The organism is Chromobacterium subtsugae (assembly GCF_001676875.1).
Lineage (GTDB): Bacteria > Pseudomonadota > Gammaproteobacteria > Burkholderiales > Chromobacteriaceae > Chromobacterium > Chromobacterium subtsugae.
This window is the reverse complement of sequence record NZ_JYKA01000009.1, coordinates 109,973-127,212: the sequence shown is the minus strand read 5'-3', so window position 1 is coordinate 127,212 and position 17,240 is coordinate 109,973. Positions and strand designations below refer to the sequence as shown.

Sequence of the window (17,240 nt, the reverse complement as noted above, 5' to 3'; positions counted from 1 at the left end):
AGCGCTCCTCTGGTGTTTAGCGGACAAGGCCGGGACGGCCGATGCTGAACGGACTGATGTCGTAGTCGGTGGCGCCGTTGATCGCCAGCTGCACGCAGATCTTGCCCAGCAGCGGCACCAGTTTCGCGGCCCAGCCCGCGGTGTAGAGCACGATGTTGGGGTGGCCGGGCAGGGTGTCCAGAATGAATTCCTTGCCGTCGTCGGCGAGCGCCACCATGCAGGCCGATGCGTATTCCGGCTCCGGCGACAGACCGCTCATGTGCTGGGCCACCCATTCGCAAGTGCCGGCGTAGTCTTGCGGCGTGGGAGGGCGGCGTTCCCTTGGATCGCTGATGATCTGGTACGGGTAGTCCGGCGCCACCCGGATATAGCCGGGATGCGACCAGGAGGTTTCCGGAAAGCCGTAGTACAGATTGGCGTTGGCGGCTGTGGGTTGCTGGAAGGCGAACCAGGTGGGGTAGTCGATGTCGGCCCGCGTCTTGCGGAAATAGGCGGATACCATGTTCCAGATGGTCAGATTCAGCTGGATGCCCAGCGGCGCGATCACTTCGTTGGTGAAGGCTCCGGCGGTGATGACCAGTTTTTTGCCGCGATACGCGCCGGCATCGGTGGTGACGGTGATCTGCCCGCCGCTGGATTCGATATCGATGACTTTCTGTTCTTCCTTCAGCTGCACCCCCTGGTCATGCGCCAGGTTGTACATCGCCCGCAGCGTGGCCGGCAGATTGATGACGCCGCCGTCTCTCTGGAAAAAACCGCTGTAGTTGGCGGGCAGGTCGCGGAAGCCGTACCACTCTTCCACCTCCGCGCGGGTCAGCGACTGGAAGGGCACTCCCATGGCCTGCATGGTTTCGATCGCCGGGGCGATGCCGCCTTCGGTGGTGGGGGTGTTCGGGTCGCCAAACCACAGGCTGCCGACGCAAGGAATCGGCTGGGTGACAGTCTGGCTTTGCGGCAGCTCCCACTCCGGAACCGCAGCCATCACCAGCTGGGTCATGTACGTTTCGCTGTATTGGAAGCGGAATTGGCGCGATGCGCCGGCCGAACTGCAGAACTGGTTGAAGAAGGTGCTTTGCTCCAGCACCAGCACCTTGTTGCCTTGCAGAACCGGATGGCCGCCATAGGGGCTGACGGCGTTGTAGGCGGTGGATAGCCCGATCAGGCCCCCGCCGATGATGATCAGATCGTAGTCAGACATTGCCGTGCTTCTCCGATGACATGTCGCGATGGCGAGGGACTGCTGCGGCGCGCCCGAGGCGATGAATTATTCGGCATATGCGCGCTTGCAATGAGTTATGAAACAGTCATTTACATAGTCAACTTTCTTATGCTGTCAGTCTGCGCGGTGGCCGGCTCCACTCGGGCTGCCGCGTTTCGGGGCTGGGCGAGCCTGTAAGAATGGCGAACGCGAGTCGTCCGGTCAGTGTTGATGTCATTCAAATCTGTTCTTCTCATTACATTCTCAATAAAAACGATTTACCCCATTGCCTGGCACGATTGCGCGCTGCACAATGAGGTAATAAAAAATTAACCGTGCCGTCGGCGCGGCCACGATTCGGACTTAGGACAGACTCGGGAGATTTCCAGTGAGAGTAGGCTTTGTAGGTTGGCGCGGCATGGTCGGTTCGGTGCTGATGCAGCGCATGCGCGAGGAAAACGACTTCGCCGCCATCGATGAACCGGTGTTCTTCACCACGTCCAATGTGGGGGGCAAAGCGCCGGATATCGGTCGCGAGGTGCCGGCCTTGAAGGATGCCGGCAATATCGACGAATTGAAGGCGATGGACGCCATCGTCACCTGCCAGGGCGGCGACTACACCTCCGAAGTCTATGGCAAGCTGCGCGAAGCCGGCTGGAAGGGCTATTGGATAGACGCGGCGTCCTCGCTGCGCATGCAGGACAACGCCATCATCATTCTCGATCCGGTCAACCAGAACGTGATTGAGCAGGGTTTGGCCAGCGGCGTGAAAGACTATATCGGCGGCAACTGCACCGTTTCGCTGATGCTGATGGCGCTGGGCGGCTTGTTCCAGAATGATCTGGTGGAGTGGGCCACGTCGATGACCTACCAGGCGGCTTCCGGGGCCGGCGCCAAGAACATGCGCGAACTGCTGACCGGCATGGGCGCCATCCATGGCCAGGTGGGCGATCTGCTGGCCGACCCGGCCTCCGCCATCCTGGACATCGACCGCAAGGTGTCAGATTTCCTGCGCGGCGACGGCTTCCCCAGCCAGAATTTCGGCGTGCCGCTGGCCGGCAGCCTGATTCCGTGGATAGACAAGGATCTGGGCAATGGCCAGTCCAAGGAAGAATGGAAGGGCGGCGCGGAAACCAACAAGATCCTGGGGCGCGGCGCGAATCCGGTGCCGGTGGACGGCTTGTGCGTGCGGGTGGGCGCGATGCGCTGCCACAGCCAGGCGTTGACCATCAAATTGAAGCAAGACGTGCCGCTGGACGAGATCGAGGCGATGCTGGCCGCGGCCAATCCGTGGGCCCGCGTGGTGCCGAACACCCGCGAGGCGTCGATGCGCGATCTGACCCCGGCCGCGGTCACCGGCACGCTGCGCACCCCGGTGGGACGCCTGCGCAAGATGGCGATGGGCGGCGAGTATCTATCGGCGTTCACCGTCGGCGATCAGCTGCTGTGGGGCGCCGCCGAACCGCTGCGCCGCATGCTGCGTATCCTGATCGAGCGCTGACGGGTAGAATAGGCGTCAGCCTGAGGCCGGCGCTTGCCGGCCGTCTCAAGAACATAAGGGCACTTAGGTGCCCTTTTCGCATGGATTCGCCGGCGGAGTTGTCCGTCCGGCGCAGTAATGAATAGGAAACCAATCATGTCGACATCCCTTCAGCTTGCCGTAGTGGGCGCCACCAGCCTGGTGGGCCAGGCCATTCTGGAACTGCTGGCCGAGCGCAACTTCCCGGCTGCCCGCGTGTTCGCGGTGGATGTCGCCGAGCAGGACGGCAGCACCGTCTCCTTCGGCAACCTGGAGCTGGACGTGCACATGGTGGACGAATTCAACTTCGAGAATGTCGGCATGGCCATCTTCGCCGCCGGCAGCGCCGTTTCCCGCGAATACGCGCCGCAGGCGCGCGATGCCGGCGCCGCGGTGGTGGACTTCAGTTCCGCCTTCCGCGCCGACGCCGGCGTGCCGCTGGTGGCGCCGGCGATCAACGCCGCCGAACTGGAGGACCTGGGCCGCGCACCGCTGGTGGCCGTGCCCAATTGCACCACCACGCCGCTGGCGCTGGCGCTGGCAGCCTTGCTGCCGCTGGGCGTCCAGCGCGCCAGCATCGCCACCTACCAGGCGGTGTCCGGCAGCGGCCAGGCGGCGATGGAGGAAATGGCCGACCAGACCACCGCGTTGTTCTCGCACCGCGACGCCGAGGTCAAGGCCTACGATAAGCGCATCGCTTTCAACGTGCTGCCGCAGATCGGCGAGCTGGACGAGAACGGCGATTCGGAAGAAGAGCGCTCGGTGCGCGACGAGACCGCGCGCCTGCTGGGGCTGGCGCCGGAATCTCTGGAGGTGACCTGCGCGCGCGTGCCGGTGTTCTTTGGCCATTCCTGGGCGGTTCAAGTCGAACTGCATAAGGAGTTTGATCTCGAGCAAGTGAAAAAGCGCCTGCAGGCGGCAGGATTGAAAGTGGTGGGCCGCGATCAGCATGGCGGCTACGTGACGCCGATGGAAGCCACCGGCAACGAGCTGGTCTGGGTCAGCCGCCTGCGCGCGCACGGCAAGGTGGTGAGCATGTGGCTGTCGGCCGACAACGTGAAGGCGGGCGCGGCCATCCATTGCGTGCGCATCGCCGAAATCCTGGCCGGCCAGAGCGCGCTGATGTAAGCGGGCAGCCGGGTCCGCCCGGCTTGCAGCCCGCATGAAATCTGGCTAAACGCCCAGGCAGGGCCTAAGATTGCAGCAATGGCCCATGCGCGCGCCAGCGGGTCTGTGCCTATAAAATAAAACGAGACCATGCCGGAAGGTAGACAGTGAGAAATCAGGTAAAACTCAAACTTGGCGTCCTGTTGATAGGCTTGGCATGCTCTGCCGCGGCTTGGGCGGGATTGGGCAGGATCCATGTCCGCTCCAATCTTGGCGAGTTGCTGAAAGCCGACATCGAAATGACCGGAGTGCAGCCTGGCGAAATGGATGCCGTCAGGGTGGGGCTGGCCAGCATCGATACCTTCCAGGCGTTGAATGTCGATTACGCCTCCTCGCTGTCCCAATTGCGCTTCGCGCTCAGCCCCAATCCGCGCGGCGCGCTGATCCGCGTCAGCTCGGTCCAGCCGATCACCGACCCCTACCTGCGCTTCGTGGTGGAGGCCAAGGCGCCGTCCGGCCGCTCGGTGCGCGAATACACGGTGTTGCTGGATCCGGCCAATTACAATGTCGGCGGCCCGAACATCGTCCAGGATGTCCCCAGCTACGCCGACAGCGACCAGGCCGGCCGCTACCAGGCGGCGGCCCCGGCCAAGCCGCGCGTCGTCGAACCCACAGTGCTGAAAGTGAGGCCGGGCGCGACCCTGCGTTCGCTGGCGCAGAGGGTGAAGCCCTGGGGCGCGTCGTTGCGGCAGACCATGGCGGCGCTAGTGCAGGCGAACCCCGACGCTTTCGCCGAAGGCGATGTCAATCATCCGAAACCGGGCTCGTCGCTGACAGTGCCGTCGGCGCGCAAGATGAAGGCGTTGGGCGCGGCCCAGGTCGCCAGCATTCTGGGCGATGCCGCCCCGGCCGCGGCTTCGGCCGGTGGCCAGTCGGCGGCGCCGGCCGGCAAGGGCGGCGACGTGCTCAAGCTGGTGCCGGGCGACGGGAGCGACAATGCGCGGCTGAATGACCTGCAGCAGCAGATCAACGCCCGCGAAAAGGCCTTGCAAGAGGCGTCGGCCAGAATCACGGCGCTGGAACAGGAGTTGAAGGCGATGCGGGGCGGCCAGCCGCTGCCGGCCAAGCCTGTCATGGCGTCGGCGCCCATGGCGGTCGCCAGCGTTCCGGCGGCGGCTCCGGCGGCAAGCGCGCCTAAGCCGATGCCCAAGCCTGAACCGGCGCCCCATCCGCTCAAGAAGCCAGCCCCTGCGCACGCGGCGCCGCCGATGCCGCCGCCAAACAAATCGCTGCTCGACAAGTTGCTGGATCATCTGCCGTTGATCGGCGGCGGGGTGGGCGTGGTCGCCTTGCTGGGACTGCTGGGCGCGGTAGTCATGCGCAGGCGCGCGGCGGCGGGCAGCCTGTCGGCTACCAGCGCCACGCTGGCGCGCTCTACGGTCACCGGGCATGGTCCCAGCACCGTGGGCGGCAGCCATTCCTTCATGAGCAACTTCACCCAGGCGGCGGGCGCGATCGACGCGGCCGAAGTCGACCCGGTGGCCGAGGCCGAGGTTTATATCGCCTATGGCCGCGACCAGCAGGCCGAGGAAATCTTGAAGGACGCGCTGCAAAAGGACCCGTCCCGCCATGAAGTCAGGATGAAGCTGATGGAGGTGTACGCGGCGCGTCCGGACACAGCCGCTTTCGAGCGCCTGGCCAAGGAAATGAACGCCGCTTTCGATGGCAAGGGCGGGTTGTGGGCCAGGACGGTTACGCTGGGGCGCGCGATCGATCCGGACAATCCGCTGTACCAGATGGCGCCCGACGCGGAGCTGGATCTGTCCGCGGGCCTTGGCGGCGGCATCGATCTGGATCAGGAGCTGTTCGGCGAAGCCGCGCCGGATGCGCCGCCCGCCGCCGAGTCCGCGCCGGCGATGGCGGAGGAGGCGGATCCGCTGGCCGCCTTGTTCGATACGCCGGCGGGACAAGCGCCCGCCGCCGAAGACCAGGGCGGCACGCTGGATTTCGACCTGGAAGCGATGCTGCCGGCGGAAGCCGCGCCCGTTGCCGCCGAGGAACCGGCGCCGGCAGGCGAGGCCAGCCTGTTGGATTTCGATTTCAATCTGGACGCGCCGCCGCCTGAGGAAGCCAAGCCGGCCGCGGAAGGCGGGGGCGGGCTGGAGTCGTTGTACGAGGACATGCTGGCCGAAGCGCCGGCCGCCGAAGCGCCCCCGGCCGAAGAGCCTCCCGCCCAGGCGGAGGGCATGTCGGTGATGGACGATCCGCTGTCGACCAAACTGGATCTGGCCAAGGTTTATCTGGACATGGGCGATAGAGAAGGCGCGCGCGAGGTATTGCAGGATTTGGTGAGCGAAGCTCAGGGCGCGTTGAAGGAGGAGGCGAAAGCGTTGCTGGACAAGATCAGCGTCTGATTTTCCGGTGTGCCGGATTCTTCCGATGGCCGGGCGTTTGTTTTCCGAAACGACGCCCGGCCATTTGTTTGTCCGGATTATTTTCATGGCGGCGGACGCGGCGCCGCGATCCTGCGGGGCAATGGCGGATTCGATACGTGAAAGAATCGGCTAGCATTTTGTTTTATTTGACGAATCGGGTTTGGGACAATTTGCTATGCGCGGTTTCCGGCCTATTTTATATAAAGATGATCGCTGGAAATCGGTCCGGCATCGGGTTGTCAGCCGGCAGCGGCTTGAGGTTTAATCGCAGGTAATTATCAGCATTGTCAGCCGTCTTGAAATGGTTTGATTTCAAGATGGGGCCAGGGCGGATCGAGATGGCGGGCATATCCGCCGGGCCTGGGGCAAAACATGTAAGCAAATAGGTTGGGGACGTCCACGATGGTCGCAAATTTTCGCATGGCGAGTTTGGCCTTGCTGTTGGCAGGCTTGGGAAGCGTATCGGCAGTCCGGGCGGGATTGGGGCCGATACATGTGCTTTCCGCCGACGGCGAGGCGTTCTCGGCGGAAATTCCCGTGGTGAACGAGGAAATTGAAAACTTCGCCCAGGCCGACCTGGCGGATAGAAATCGCTATGCCCTGTTGTCGCCTTACAGCGGGTCGGCCTCGATGCTGCAGTTCGGATTGATTCGCGGCAGCGACGGGCATATCCAGAAAGTGACGGTCAAGGGACCGGCCAGCTTCAGCGAGCCTTTGCTGCGTTTCGCGGTGGAGGTGCGTTGGCCGGATGGGCGGTTGGTGCGCGAATTTGAAGTGGACTACAAGCGCGACGGTCCGCGCCGCAAGGAGCCCGCGCCGGCAAGCGGCGACGATGGCAAGCGCCATGTCGCCTCGCCAGACCAGGGCTCGCGGCTGGACGGCGCGGGTTTGGGCGAACTCAAGGTCAGCTCGCGCTTGGGCGAGCCCTTGCAGGCGGAGCTCCGGCTGCTGGGCGGCGTATTCGATAAGACGGACCAGGTGCAGGTGGCCATTTTCGCCGATCCCGCGCAAGGAGAGGTGGCGCCGGAGCAACTGCAGCAGGTGGCGTCCATCGCGCACAAGCTGGATCGCTCCAGCGATGGGCGGCATGTGCTGCAGTTGGCTTCCAGCTTGCCCATCACGGCGCCGCGGCTGGCGTTCCGGCTGGAGGTGAGAGCCGCCGGCGTCAAGGTGGAGAAGCGCTATGCGTTGATGCTGGAAGGCGCGCCGACGGCGCAGGATTCCGCTGCCGACCACGCCAAGCCGCCATCCGCCGCCGCGCCGGAAACCCGCGTCTACCAAGTGCGCAAGGGCGACAGCCTGTCGGCGATCGCCGCGCGCATGCGCGGCCATGCCGCCGGCGAGGACGTGGCGGGCAAGCTGTTGAAAGATAATCCGGACGCGTTTATCCGCGGCGACGCCAACCGTTTGTTGGCCGGGGCCGAGTTGCGTTACCCGGCGCAATGGACGCTGCGCGGCGAACCGGCCCGCCATGCGGCGGAGAAGGGTGACGCCGCCGGCGCGGAAGCCAAATCGGGCAGCATGGCGAAACTGCTGGCCGACGGCCGGCCGGCCGGCGTGGCCAAGGCGGAAGACCATAAGCCGATGCCATCGGTCGCCTCCGTCAAACCGGCCGCGTCGTCGCCGGCCGCCCTGGCGGCGGAACGCCGGATGCGCGACATGCTGGCGATGCAGGACCGCGCGTTGAAGCAGACCGAGGCGCGCGCGCGCGCGCTGGAAGCGCAAATCCGCACCATCCAGCAAAACAAGGACAAGACCGCCGCCGCCATGACGCCGCCGATGCCCCCTCAGGCCAAACCGGCTGTGCCGCCGCCGGCTGCCGTTCAGACGCCGCCGGCCTCCGCGGCCCGGAGCGAGCCGCCGGCCGGGATGGACAAGCCCAAGCCGGCGGTGGTCGTCACCGCGGTGACCGCATCGGCGCCGCGTCCGGCCATGTCGCCAGCCGAATCCAAGCGGGAGCAGGCCAAGGCGCCGCATGCCGCCGCCAGCAGCGTGGTGGACGATGCGCTGGCGGTGCTGGGCGATAGGGATGTGCAATTGCGCTTGGGCGGCGCCGGCGCGGCGCTGGCGCTGGTGGCGCTGCTGCTGATGCGCAGAAAGCGGGCGGGCGCGGCGCAAGCGGAGGCGGAGACCGCGGACGAGTACGGCGGCGGCAAAGACGTGCCGTCCTCTATGCTGACGCTGGGGCCGCTGACCTCGCTGATGAGCACGCTGAAAAAAGGCGACGGCATCGATCTGGATTCGGTCGATCCGATGGCCGAGGCCGAGGTGTATCTCGCTTATGGCCGTGATGATCAGGTTTTGCTGATCCTGCGCGAAGGGCTGGAGAAGGAGCCGGCGCGGCAGGATCTGCGCTATAAGCTGCTGGAAGTGCTGTCGGCGCAGCCGGACAAGGCGGCGTTTCTTGAAGAGGCGGCGCGCTCGCGCGACATATTCGGCAAGGACAGCACCCAGTGGATGAGGGTGTGCGAATTGGGCCGCGCCGCGATGCCGGGCCATCCCTTGTTTGAAACCGCGCAAGCGCCGCAGTCGGTGGAAATGCCGGCGGTGGGCGCACTGGAGCCTGTGGTCCCCTCCGCCGCGGCAGCGGCCGAAATCGCCATGCCTGAGGAGGCGCGCACGCCTTTGCCCCCGACTGCCGCGCCCGCCGTCGCCGAAACCATGATCGAAGCCGAACGGGAGCCCGCGCCGCTGCGGGGCGCGCCAGCGGCGCCCGAGCTTGAAGCCGAACCGCGTCCGGATCCGGAGAAGCTGGAGCTGGCCAAGCTTTATATGGAGATGGGCGACAAGGAAACCGCCGAAATCCTGATCCGCGAAGCGCAGCAAGGCCGCTAGACGCGCGCATGCGGGGGGAAAGTCGGCAGATGGCATCGCTTATTCAGGCGATGCCATTTGCTTTTGCGCAGCCCGGAACATGGCGCAAACCGGGCCGGATAGGGTAGAGTGGCAGTTTTGTCGCATCCGCGCGCAAGGCGCGGCGGTTGCCGGGATGGAATGAAAGAGTGGGCATGAGAATCGCGCTGGGCATTGAATACGACGGCCGGGCGTTTGCCGGCTGGCAGACCCAGCCGCATGGCAATACGGTGCAGGACAGGCTGAATCAGGCTTTGAGCCAGATCGCCGGCAATCAGGCGATAAGTACCGTGGCGGCCGGCCGGACCGATGCGGGCGTGCACGCGGCGATGCAGGTGGTGCATTTCGATACCGAGGCCGCCCGGCCGCTGAACGCCTGGGTGCGCGGCGTCAATGCGCTGCTGCCGCCGGAAATCGCGGTGGTGTGGGCGCGCGAAGTGGATGAAACCTTCCATGCCCGCTTTTCGGCCTTTTCCCGCAGTTACAGCTATTTCCTGCTGAGCAGCCCGGTGCGGCCTTGCCTGTTGGCCGGCAAAGTAGGCTGGTTCCATCAGGCGCTGGATGTGGACGCGATGCGCGCCGCGGCGGGCAGGCTGCTGGGCCGCCATGATTTTTCCAGCTTCCGCGCGTCGGAGTGCCAGGCCAAATCGCCGGTCAAGGATTTGCAGCAGCTGGATATCCACGACAACGGCGGCCTGCTGCGCTTCGACCTGAAAGCCGACGCTTTCCTGCACCATATGGTGCGCAATATCGTCGGCGCGCTGGTGTATGTCGGCAAGGGCGCGATGGACGCCGACGGCATGTCGGCGCTGCTGGCGGCCTGCGACCGCACCAGCGCCCCGCCCACCTTCATGCCGGACGGGCTGTACCTGACCGGGGTGGGCTATCCGGAACCGTTCGCCTTGCCTTCGCAGTTTGCGGCGGAACGATTGGCTTTGCGGTAATATTCAATCGTCATAACAAGGGCGTAACGCGCGATGGTCAGAATCAAGATATGCGGCATCACCCGGGCGGAAGATGGCGCGGCGGCGGCGGCGCTGGGCGCGGATGCCGTCGGCCTGGTGTTTTACCCCCCCAGTCCGCGCAATGTCAGCCTGGAGCAGGCGCGGGCGGTGATCGCCGCTCTGCCGCCCTTCGTCAGCGTGGTGGCCTTGTTCGTCAATCCGGCGCGCGAGTGGGTGGAGCAGGTGCTGGCCGCGTGCGCGGTGGATGTGCTGCAGTTCCATGGCGAGGAAGAGGCCGAGTTCTGCCGCTCTTTCCGCCGGCCTTACCTGAAGGCGGTGCGGGTACGGCCCGGCATGGACTTGCTGGAGTGGGCCGGCCGCTATCCGGACGCGCGCGGCTTGTTGACCGACGCCTTCGTAGAGGGCGCGCACGGCGGCACCGGGGCCACCTTTGACTGGACCCTGCTGCCGGAAGCGCTGCCGCTGCCGTTGATACTGTCCGGCGGCCTGGACGAAAGCAATATTGTGGAAGCCGTGCGCCGGGTGAAGCCGGCGGCGGTGGATGTCTCCAGCGGAGTGGAGGCGTCCAAAGGAATCAAAGATGCGGCCAGAATGGCGGCATTCATATCAGGAGCAAGACATGGATCGGTATGATTTTCCGGATGCGCAGGGCCATTTCGGTCCTTATGGTGGCGTCTATGTCGCGGAAACCTTAATGGTGGCGCTGGACGAATTGAAGGCGGAATACGCCCGAGTCAAGGCCGATCCGACGTTCTGGCAGGAATTCCATCACGAATTGAAGCATTACGTCGGCCGCCCCAGCCCGATCTACCATGCCAAGCGCTGGTCCGAGCAGCTGGGCGGCGCGCAGATCTACCTGAAGCGCGAAGACCTCAACCATACCGGCGCGCACAAGATCAACAACGCCATCGGCCAGGCGCTGCTGGCCAAACGCATGGGCAAGAAGCGCGTGATCGCCGAAACCGGCGCCGGCCAGCACGGCGTGGCCACCGCCACCGTGGCGGCGCGCTACGGCATGGAATGCGTGGTGTACATGGGCGCGGAAGACGTGAAGCGCCAGTCGCCCAATGTGTTCCGGATGAAGCTGCTGGGCGCCACCGTGGTGCCGGTGGAGTCCGGCTCCAAGACGCTGAAGGATGCGCTGAACGAAGCGATGCGCGACTGGGTGACCAATGTCGACTCCACCTTCTACATCCTGGGCACCGCGGCCGGCCCGCATCCTTACCCGATGCTGGTGCGCGATTTCGTGTCGGTGATCGGCGAGGAATCCAAGATGCAGATGCCGGAAATCATCGGCCGCCAGCCCGACCTTGTGGTAGCCTGCGTCGGCGGCGGCTCCAACGCCATAGGCATGTTCCATCCCTATATCGACGTTCCCGGCGTGCGCATGGTGGGCGTGGAGGCGGGCGGGCACGGCATAGATAGCGGCCGCCATGCCGCGCCGATCACCGCGGGCGCCAAAGTGGGCGTGCTGCACGGCGCCAAAAGCTACCTGATGCAGGACGAAGACGGCCAGGTGGTGGAGACCCATTCGGTGTCGGCGGGTCTGGATTACCCGGGCGTCGGCCCGGAGCACAGCCATCTGAAGGACATCGGCCGCGCCGAATACGTGGCGATCAACGACGAGGAGGCGCTGCAGGCTTTCCACGACTGCTGCCATCTGGAAGGCATCATCCCCGCGCTGGAATCCAGCCACGCGCTGGCCTGGGCCGCCAAGACCGCGCCGACCATGAGCAAGGACAAGGTGATCCTGGTCAATCTGTCCGGCCGCGGCGACAAGGACATCAATACCGTGGCCGGCCTGTCCGGCATCACGCTGTAAGGGGGCGCTGTATGTCACGTATTGCCAAGTGTTTCGCCGATCTTGCCGGCAAAAAGGCGCTGATCCCGTTTATTACCGCCGGCGACCCGCATCCGGGGTTGACGGTATCGCTGATGCACGGTCTGGTGGACGGCGGCGCCGACATCATCGAGCTGGGCGTGCCGTTTTCCGACCCGATGGCCGATGGCCCGGTGATCCAGCGCGCGTCCGAGCGCGCGCTCAAGCACAAGGTGGGTTTGCGCCACGTGCTGGAAATGGTGGCCGAGTTCCGCCGCACCAACGCCGTCACGCCGGTGGTGCTGATGGGTTACCTGAACCCGCTGTGCGCGATGGGCTATGCCGAATTCGCCCGCCGGGCCAAGGAAGCGGGGGTGGATGGCGCGCTGACGGTGGACTGTCCGCCGGAAGAAGCGGCAGAATTGCAGGCGGCGCTGGACGCCGCCGGCCTGGATACGGTATTTCTGATTGCCCCCACCACGCCGCCGGCGCGTGTGGCGGAAATCGCCAAACTGGCGCGCGGATACGTTTATTATGTGTCCCTGAAGGGGGTGACCGGCGCCGGACATCTGGACATTGATGACGTAGCGCGTAAAATTGCTGCCCTCAGACAAGAACTGCCGTTGCCGATAGGGGTGGGCTTTGGGATTCGCGACGCCGCGACCGCCAAGGCCATCTCCTCCGCCGCCGACGCGGTGGTGGTGGGCAGCCGGCTGGTGCAGGAAATCGAGGCGGCGACACCCGAAACTGCCAGAGAGCAGTTAACTCATCTGGTGGCCGAACTGAAGGCCGCCATCCGCTAGAACACTGACGGAGGCGAGGCCTCCGTCTTCCTGTGGCCGGGATATGTCCCGGACACTCAAGATTCAAGGAGTCAGCATGAGCTGGTTGAACAAGCTCCTGCCGCCGAAGATCAAGCGCGAAAACCGCGCTGACAAGCCTTCGGCGGTACCCGAGGGGCTTTGGAGCAAGTGCCCGGAATGTGAAGCAGTTTTGTATTACACCGACCTGGAGAGCAATCTGCAGGTCTGCCCCAAGTGCAGCCACCATCATCCGCTGACGGCGCGTCAGCGCCTGAGCCTGCTGCTGGATGAAGAGGGCCGGCGCGAAATAGGCGAGGAAGTCCGCCCTGTGGACATCCTCAAGTTCAAGGACAGCAAGAAGTACCCCGACCGCCTTACCGCGGCCAAGAGTGACACCGGCGAAGACGACGCGCTGGTGGTGATGCAGGGCAGCATCCATTCGCTGCCGGCAGTGGTGGCCGCGTTTGAATTCCGCTTCATCGGCGGCTCCATGGGCTCGGTGGTGGGCGAGCGCTTCGTGCGCGGCGTGCAAGCCGCGGTGGAAGCCAAGGTTCCGTTCATCTGCGTGGCGGCCTCCGGCGGCGCGCGGATGCAGGAGGGCCTGAATTCGCTGATGCAGATGGCCAAGACCAGCGCCGCGCTGCAACTGCTGTCAGAGAACAAGCTGCCGTTCATCTCGCTGCTGACCGACCCGACCATGGGCGGGGTGTCCGCCTCTTTCGCCTTCCTGGGCGACGTGGTGCTGGCCGAACCCAAGGCGCGCATCGGCTTCGCCGGTGCCCGCGTGATCGAGCAGACCGTGCGCGAAACGCTGCCGGAAGGCTTCCAGCGCGCCGAGTTCCTGCTGGAAAAGGGCGCGGTGGACATGGTGGTGGATAGGCGCGAGCTGAAGCGCAAGATCGCCGGCCTGATCACCCTGCTGATGAAAGAACCGTCGGTCGCCTGATTCGTTTCAGTGCGCCGTCCGGCCAATGCCGTCCGCTGTCAAAAGCGGATGGCATTTTTATTTGGCGCGCCGCAGCTTGGATGCGCCTGACTTCCCGCCGCCGCATCGTCGCGCAGGCCGAGATGCGGGCATGCTGGGTGTTCGATATTCGTTTGCCGTCCAGGCCGGCCTGGCTGCTTAAAAAATGAACATGCTGATTTTATGCTTTTATTTCAATGGGCTGTTGGGTTTATCCACAGTCTGTCACCAGGCTTGTTCCGGAGCGGTGTGGGTAAGCGGCGATATTGCCTGTTTTTTAATCTGATTCGGCAAGTTGTTCAATCTAAAGATAAAAGCCGGGCTATCCCGGGCTTGTCCACAGCTTTGTTCTATTTGGATGTGGATTGTGTTGGAAAGCGAAAGCTCCGCGGCTTATGGCTATCCTGCAAAGAGGGGCTGCGGCGAGAGCGCGGCGGTTCGGTTGCCCGGTTTTCGGCCTGTCTAGCCTTTGCCGGCGGCTTGCCAATGCGGGTCGCGTACGGCGAAAATAAAAACACCCCTGCGAGAGGGGTGTCGTCAATGGGGTGGAAGCGGGCGCGAGCGCTTACTCCATCGCCTCCAGCTGTTCCTGCACGTCCATCCATTCTTCTTCCACGGTTTCCAGCCGGCCGGCCACTTCGCCCTGGCGTTTGACGCTGTCGGCCAGTTTTTGGCGGTTGGCGTCGTCGTAGGCCTCGCTGGACGACAGGAAGGCTTCCAGCTGCGACTTTTCCTCGCTCAGCTTGTTCATTTCCTGTTCCAGCTTGCTCAGGCGGTTTTGCAGCGGCTTGCGCTGCTTGGCCAGTTGCTGGCGCGCTTCGGCTTCCTGGCGCTTCTGTTCCTTGCGGTTGACGCCTTGCGCGTCGCCGCTGGAGGGCTGGCTGCCTTCGGCCAGCTGGGCGATGCGCCACTGGCGGTAGTCTTCCAGATCGCCGTCGAACGGCTGCACCTTGCCGCCGCTGACCAGCCAGAACACGTCGGTGGTGGACTCCAGCAGGCTGCGGTCGTGCGATACCACGATCAGCGCGCCGCTGAAGTCCTGCAGCGCCAGCGTCAGCGCGTGGCGCATTTCTAGGTCAAGGTGGTTGGTCGGCTCGTCCAGCAGCAGCAGGTTGGGTTTTTGCCAGACGATCATCGCCAGCGCCAGCCGCGCCTTCTCGCCGCCGGACATCGGGCCGGTGGGGTCGGTGGCGTTGTCGCCGCGGAAGTTGAAGCCGCCGAGGAAGCTGCGCAGCTCCAGTTCGCGCGCAGTGGGGGCCAGGCGCTGCATGTGCTGCAGCGGCGATTCCTCCGGCCGCAGCGTTTCCAGCGTGTGCTGGGCGAAGTAGCCTATCTTCAGCGTTTGCGCGTTGACGCGTTCGCCGGACAGCGGGTCCAGGTCGCCGGACAGCAGCTTCACCAGCGTGGACTTGCCGGCGCCGTTGACGCCCAACAGGCCGATGCGCGCGCCGGACTCCACCGACAGGCTGATCTGGGACAGGATGATCTTGTCGCCATAGCCGGCGTTGGCCTTTTCCAGCTTCAGCAGCGGGTTGGGCAGGTTGTCCGGGCTGTCGAAATGGAAGTCGAACGGCGAGGACACGTGCGCCGGCGCGATGCGCTCCAGCTTTTCCAGCGCCTTGATCCGGCTTTGCGCCTGGGTGGCCTTGCTGGCTTTGGCCTTGAAGCGGTTGATGAACGATTCCAGATGGGCGATCTGGCGCTGCTGCTTTTCGTATTCGCCCTGCTGGCGCGCCAGTTTTTCCGCGCGCATGGTTTCGTACTGGCTGTAGTTGCCGGTGTACAGGGTCAGGCTCTGGTTGGCCACTTCCACGATGTGGCTGCAGACGCTGTCGAGGAAGTCGCGGTCGTGCGAGATCATCAGCAGGGTGCCGGGGTAGCTCTTCAGCCAATCTTCCAGCCACAGCACCGTTTCCAGGTCCAGGTGGTTGGTCGGCTCGTCCAGCAGTAGCAGGTCGGAGCGGCACATCAGCGCTTGCGCCAGGTTCAGCCGCATGCGCCAGCCGCCGGAGAAGCTGGCCACCGGGCGCTGCTGGCCGGCTTCGTCGAAGCCCAGGCCGGTCAGCAGCTTGCTGGCGCGCGCGGGCGCGGAGTAGGCGTCGATATTGGCCAGCTCGCCGTGCAGGTGGCCGATGGCGTTGCCGTCGTGCTTGCCTTCCGCGATGGCCAGCTGGGCTTCCAGCGAACGCAGCTCCTTGTCGCCATCCAGCACGTAATCGAGCGCGCTGCGCTCCAGCGCCGGGGTTTCCTGCGCCACGTGGGCCAGGGTCCAGTTGGGCGGGATCAGCGCGTCGCCGCCGTCGGCGTGCAATTCGCCCAGCAGCATGGCGAACAGGCTGGATTTGCCGACGCCGTTGGCGCCGGTGAGGCCAGCCTTGTAGCCGGGGTTGAGCGTCAAATTGGCGCCGACCAGCAGTTCTTTCAGGCCGCGGCGCAGGTTGAGGTTTTTCAGTTGGATCATGGCGTTTTGCTTGGCCGCGCCGGCGCTGGGCGGCGGCGCGGCTAAATGGGTGGGTTTATACCGCCGGCAGGCTGGAGAGGTCCCAGCGCGGCTTGATGCTGTAGCCGCCGGCCGGTTCGGCGAATTTCAGCCGCATCGCGCCGGCGAAGGCGATCATCGCGCCGTTGTCGGTGCACAGCGCCAGCGGCGGGTAGAACACCTCGAATTTGCGCCGCGCCGCGGCGTCGTCCAGCGCCGCGCGCAGCTGCTTGTTGGCGCCGACGCCGCCGGCCACTACCAGCCGCTTCATGCCGGCCTGCTTCATCGCAGCCAGCGATTTTTTCACCAGCACTTCGACGATGGCCTCCTGGAAGGCGCGGCAGATGTCCATCCGCGCTTGTTCGTCGATTGCGCCGTGCTCGGCCTCCACTTGCTTCGTCAGCGTCAGCACCGCGGTTTTCAGGCCGGAGAAGCTCATGTCCAGGTTGCCGGAGTGCAGCATCGGGCGCGGCAGCGTGAAGCGGCCGGGGTTGCCGGATTCGGCCAGTTTGGACAGCAGCGGGCCGCCGGGGTAGGGCAGGCCCAGCAGCTTGGCGGTTTTGTCGAAGGCTTCGCCGGCGGCGTCGTCCACCGTTTCGCCCAGGATTTCGTAATTACCTACGCCGCGCACCGCCATCAGCTGGGTGTGGCCGCCGGATACCAGCAGCGCCAGAAATGGAAACTGCGGTTTGGGGTCGGCCAGCAATGGCGACAGCAAATGGCCTTCGAGGTGGTGGACCGGAATCACCGGGATGTTCAGGCCGAAGGCCAGCGCGTTGGCCATGCTGGCGCCCACCAGCAGCGCGCCGCCCAGGCCCGGGCCTTGGGTGTAGGCGATGGCGTCCAGGTCGGCCAGCTGCTTGCCGGCGTCCTGCAAGCAGGCTTCGGTCAGCGGAATGGCGCGGCGGATGTGGTCGCGGCTGGCCAGTTCGGGCACCACGCCGCCGTATTCGGCATGCATCGCCATCTGCGTGTGCAGTTGATGCGCCAGCAAGCCCTGTTCGGTGTCGTAGAGGGCGACGCCGGTTTCGTCGCAGGAAGATTCAATACCAAGTACCAGCATGGTGCAGCTCAGATATAACGGGACAATCTTTCCAT

12 protein-coding genes are annotated in these 17,240 nt (G+C 64.9%); 9 read left to right on the top strand and 3 right to left on the bottom strand.

Translation table 11 applies throughout. The annotated features are described in order from the left end of the window. Positions 1-16 precede the first annotated feature (16 nt). Positions 17-1,198, bottom strand: a complete 1,182-nt coding sequence (locus tag MY55_RS13295; protein ID WP_047236587.1) for an FAD-dependent oxidoreductase — start codon at positions 1,196-1,198, stop codon at positions 17-19. Between the two features lie 388 nt (positions 1,199-1,586). Between MY55_RS13295 and asd the strand changes: the two genes are divergently transcribed. The 9 genes from asd to accD all read left to right on the top strand — a co-directional run bounded on the left by asd (position 1,587) and on the right by accD (position 13,645). After that, positions 1,587-2,699 carry an aspartate-semialdehyde dehydrogenase gene (gene asd, locus MY55_RS13290; protein ID WP_047236588.1) on the top strand — a complete coding sequence of 371 codons (1,113 nt, stop codon included), beginning with the start codon at positions 1,587-1,589 and terminating at the stop codon, positions 2,697-2,699. A gap of 135 nt (positions 2,700-2,834) precedes the next feature. Next, entirely contained in the window at positions 2,835-3,845 is a 1,011-nt protein-coding gene (locus MY55_RS13285; RefSeq protein ID WP_065202494.1) for an aspartate-semialdehyde dehydrogenase, read from the top strand. 221 nt (positions 3,846-4,066) lie between these two features. Beyond that, positions 4,067-6,238, top strand: a complete 2,172-nt coding sequence (locus MY55_RS13280) for a motility hub landmark protein FimV (RefSeq protein WP_244270684.1) — start codon at positions 4,067-4,069, stop codon at positions 6,236-6,238. 423 nt (positions 6,239-6,661) lie between these two features. Next, positions 6,662-9,094, top strand: a complete 2,433-nt coding sequence (locus MY55_RS13275) for a FimV/HubP-related protein (protein ID WP_482764014.1) — start codon at positions 6,662-6,664, stop codon at positions 9,092-9,094. 173 nt (positions 9,095-9,267) lie between these two features. After that, positions 9,268-10,056 (top strand): tRNA pseudouridine(38-40) synthase TruA, encoded by a 789-nt coding sequence (gene truA / locus MY55_RS13270; protein WP_065202491.1) that lies wholly within the window; start codon positions 9,268-9,270, stop codon positions 10,054-10,056. Positions 10,057-10,089: 33 nt separating this feature from the next. Next, positions 10,090-10,710, top strand: coding sequence for a phosphoribosylanthranilate isomerase (locus MY55_RS13265; protein ID WP_043579097.1), 621 nt, complete (start codon positions 10,090-10,092; stop codon positions 10,708-10,710). Beyond that, positions 10,697-11,899 (top strand): tryptophan synthase subunit beta, encoded by a 1,203-nt coding sequence (gene trpB / locus MY55_RS13260; protein WP_043579099.1) that lies wholly within the window; start codon positions 10,697-10,699, stop codon positions 11,897-11,899. The genes MY55_RS13265 and trpB overlap by 14 nt, the downstream gene beginning before the upstream one ends. Positions 11,900-11,910: 11 nt before the next feature. Further along, positions 11,911-12,699 (top strand): tryptophan synthase subunit alpha, encoded by a 789-nt coding sequence (gene trpA / locus MY55_RS13255; RefSeq protein WP_047236593.1) that lies wholly within the window; start codon positions 11,911-11,913, stop codon positions 12,697-12,699. Between the two features lie 76 nt (positions 12,700-12,775). After that, entirely contained in the window at positions 12,776-13,645 is an 870-nt protein-coding gene (gene accD, locus MY55_RS13250; RefSeq protein ID WP_043579102.1) for an acetyl-CoA carboxylase, carboxyltransferase subunit beta, read from the top strand. A gap of 583 nt (positions 13,646-14,228) precedes the next feature. Here accD and MY55_RS13245 read toward each other — a convergent pair. Both MY55_RS13245 and tsaD read right to left on the bottom strand, forming a co-directional pair. Next, on the bottom strand, positions 14,229-16,124 hold the full coding sequence (locus tag MY55_RS13245; protein WP_065202490.1) for an ATP-binding cassette domain-containing protein: 1,896 nt from the start codon (positions 16,122-16,124) through the stop codon (positions 14,229-14,231). A gap of 55 nt (positions 16,125-16,179) precedes the next feature. Further along, positions 16,180-17,205 (bottom strand): tRNA (adenosine(37)-N6)-threonylcarbamoyltransferase complex transferase subunit TsaD, encoded by a 1,026-nt coding sequence (gene tsaD / locus MY55_RS13240; protein WP_047243923.1) that lies wholly within the window; start codon positions 17,203-17,205, stop codon positions 16,180-16,182. Positions 17,206-17,240 lie beyond the last annotated feature (35 nt).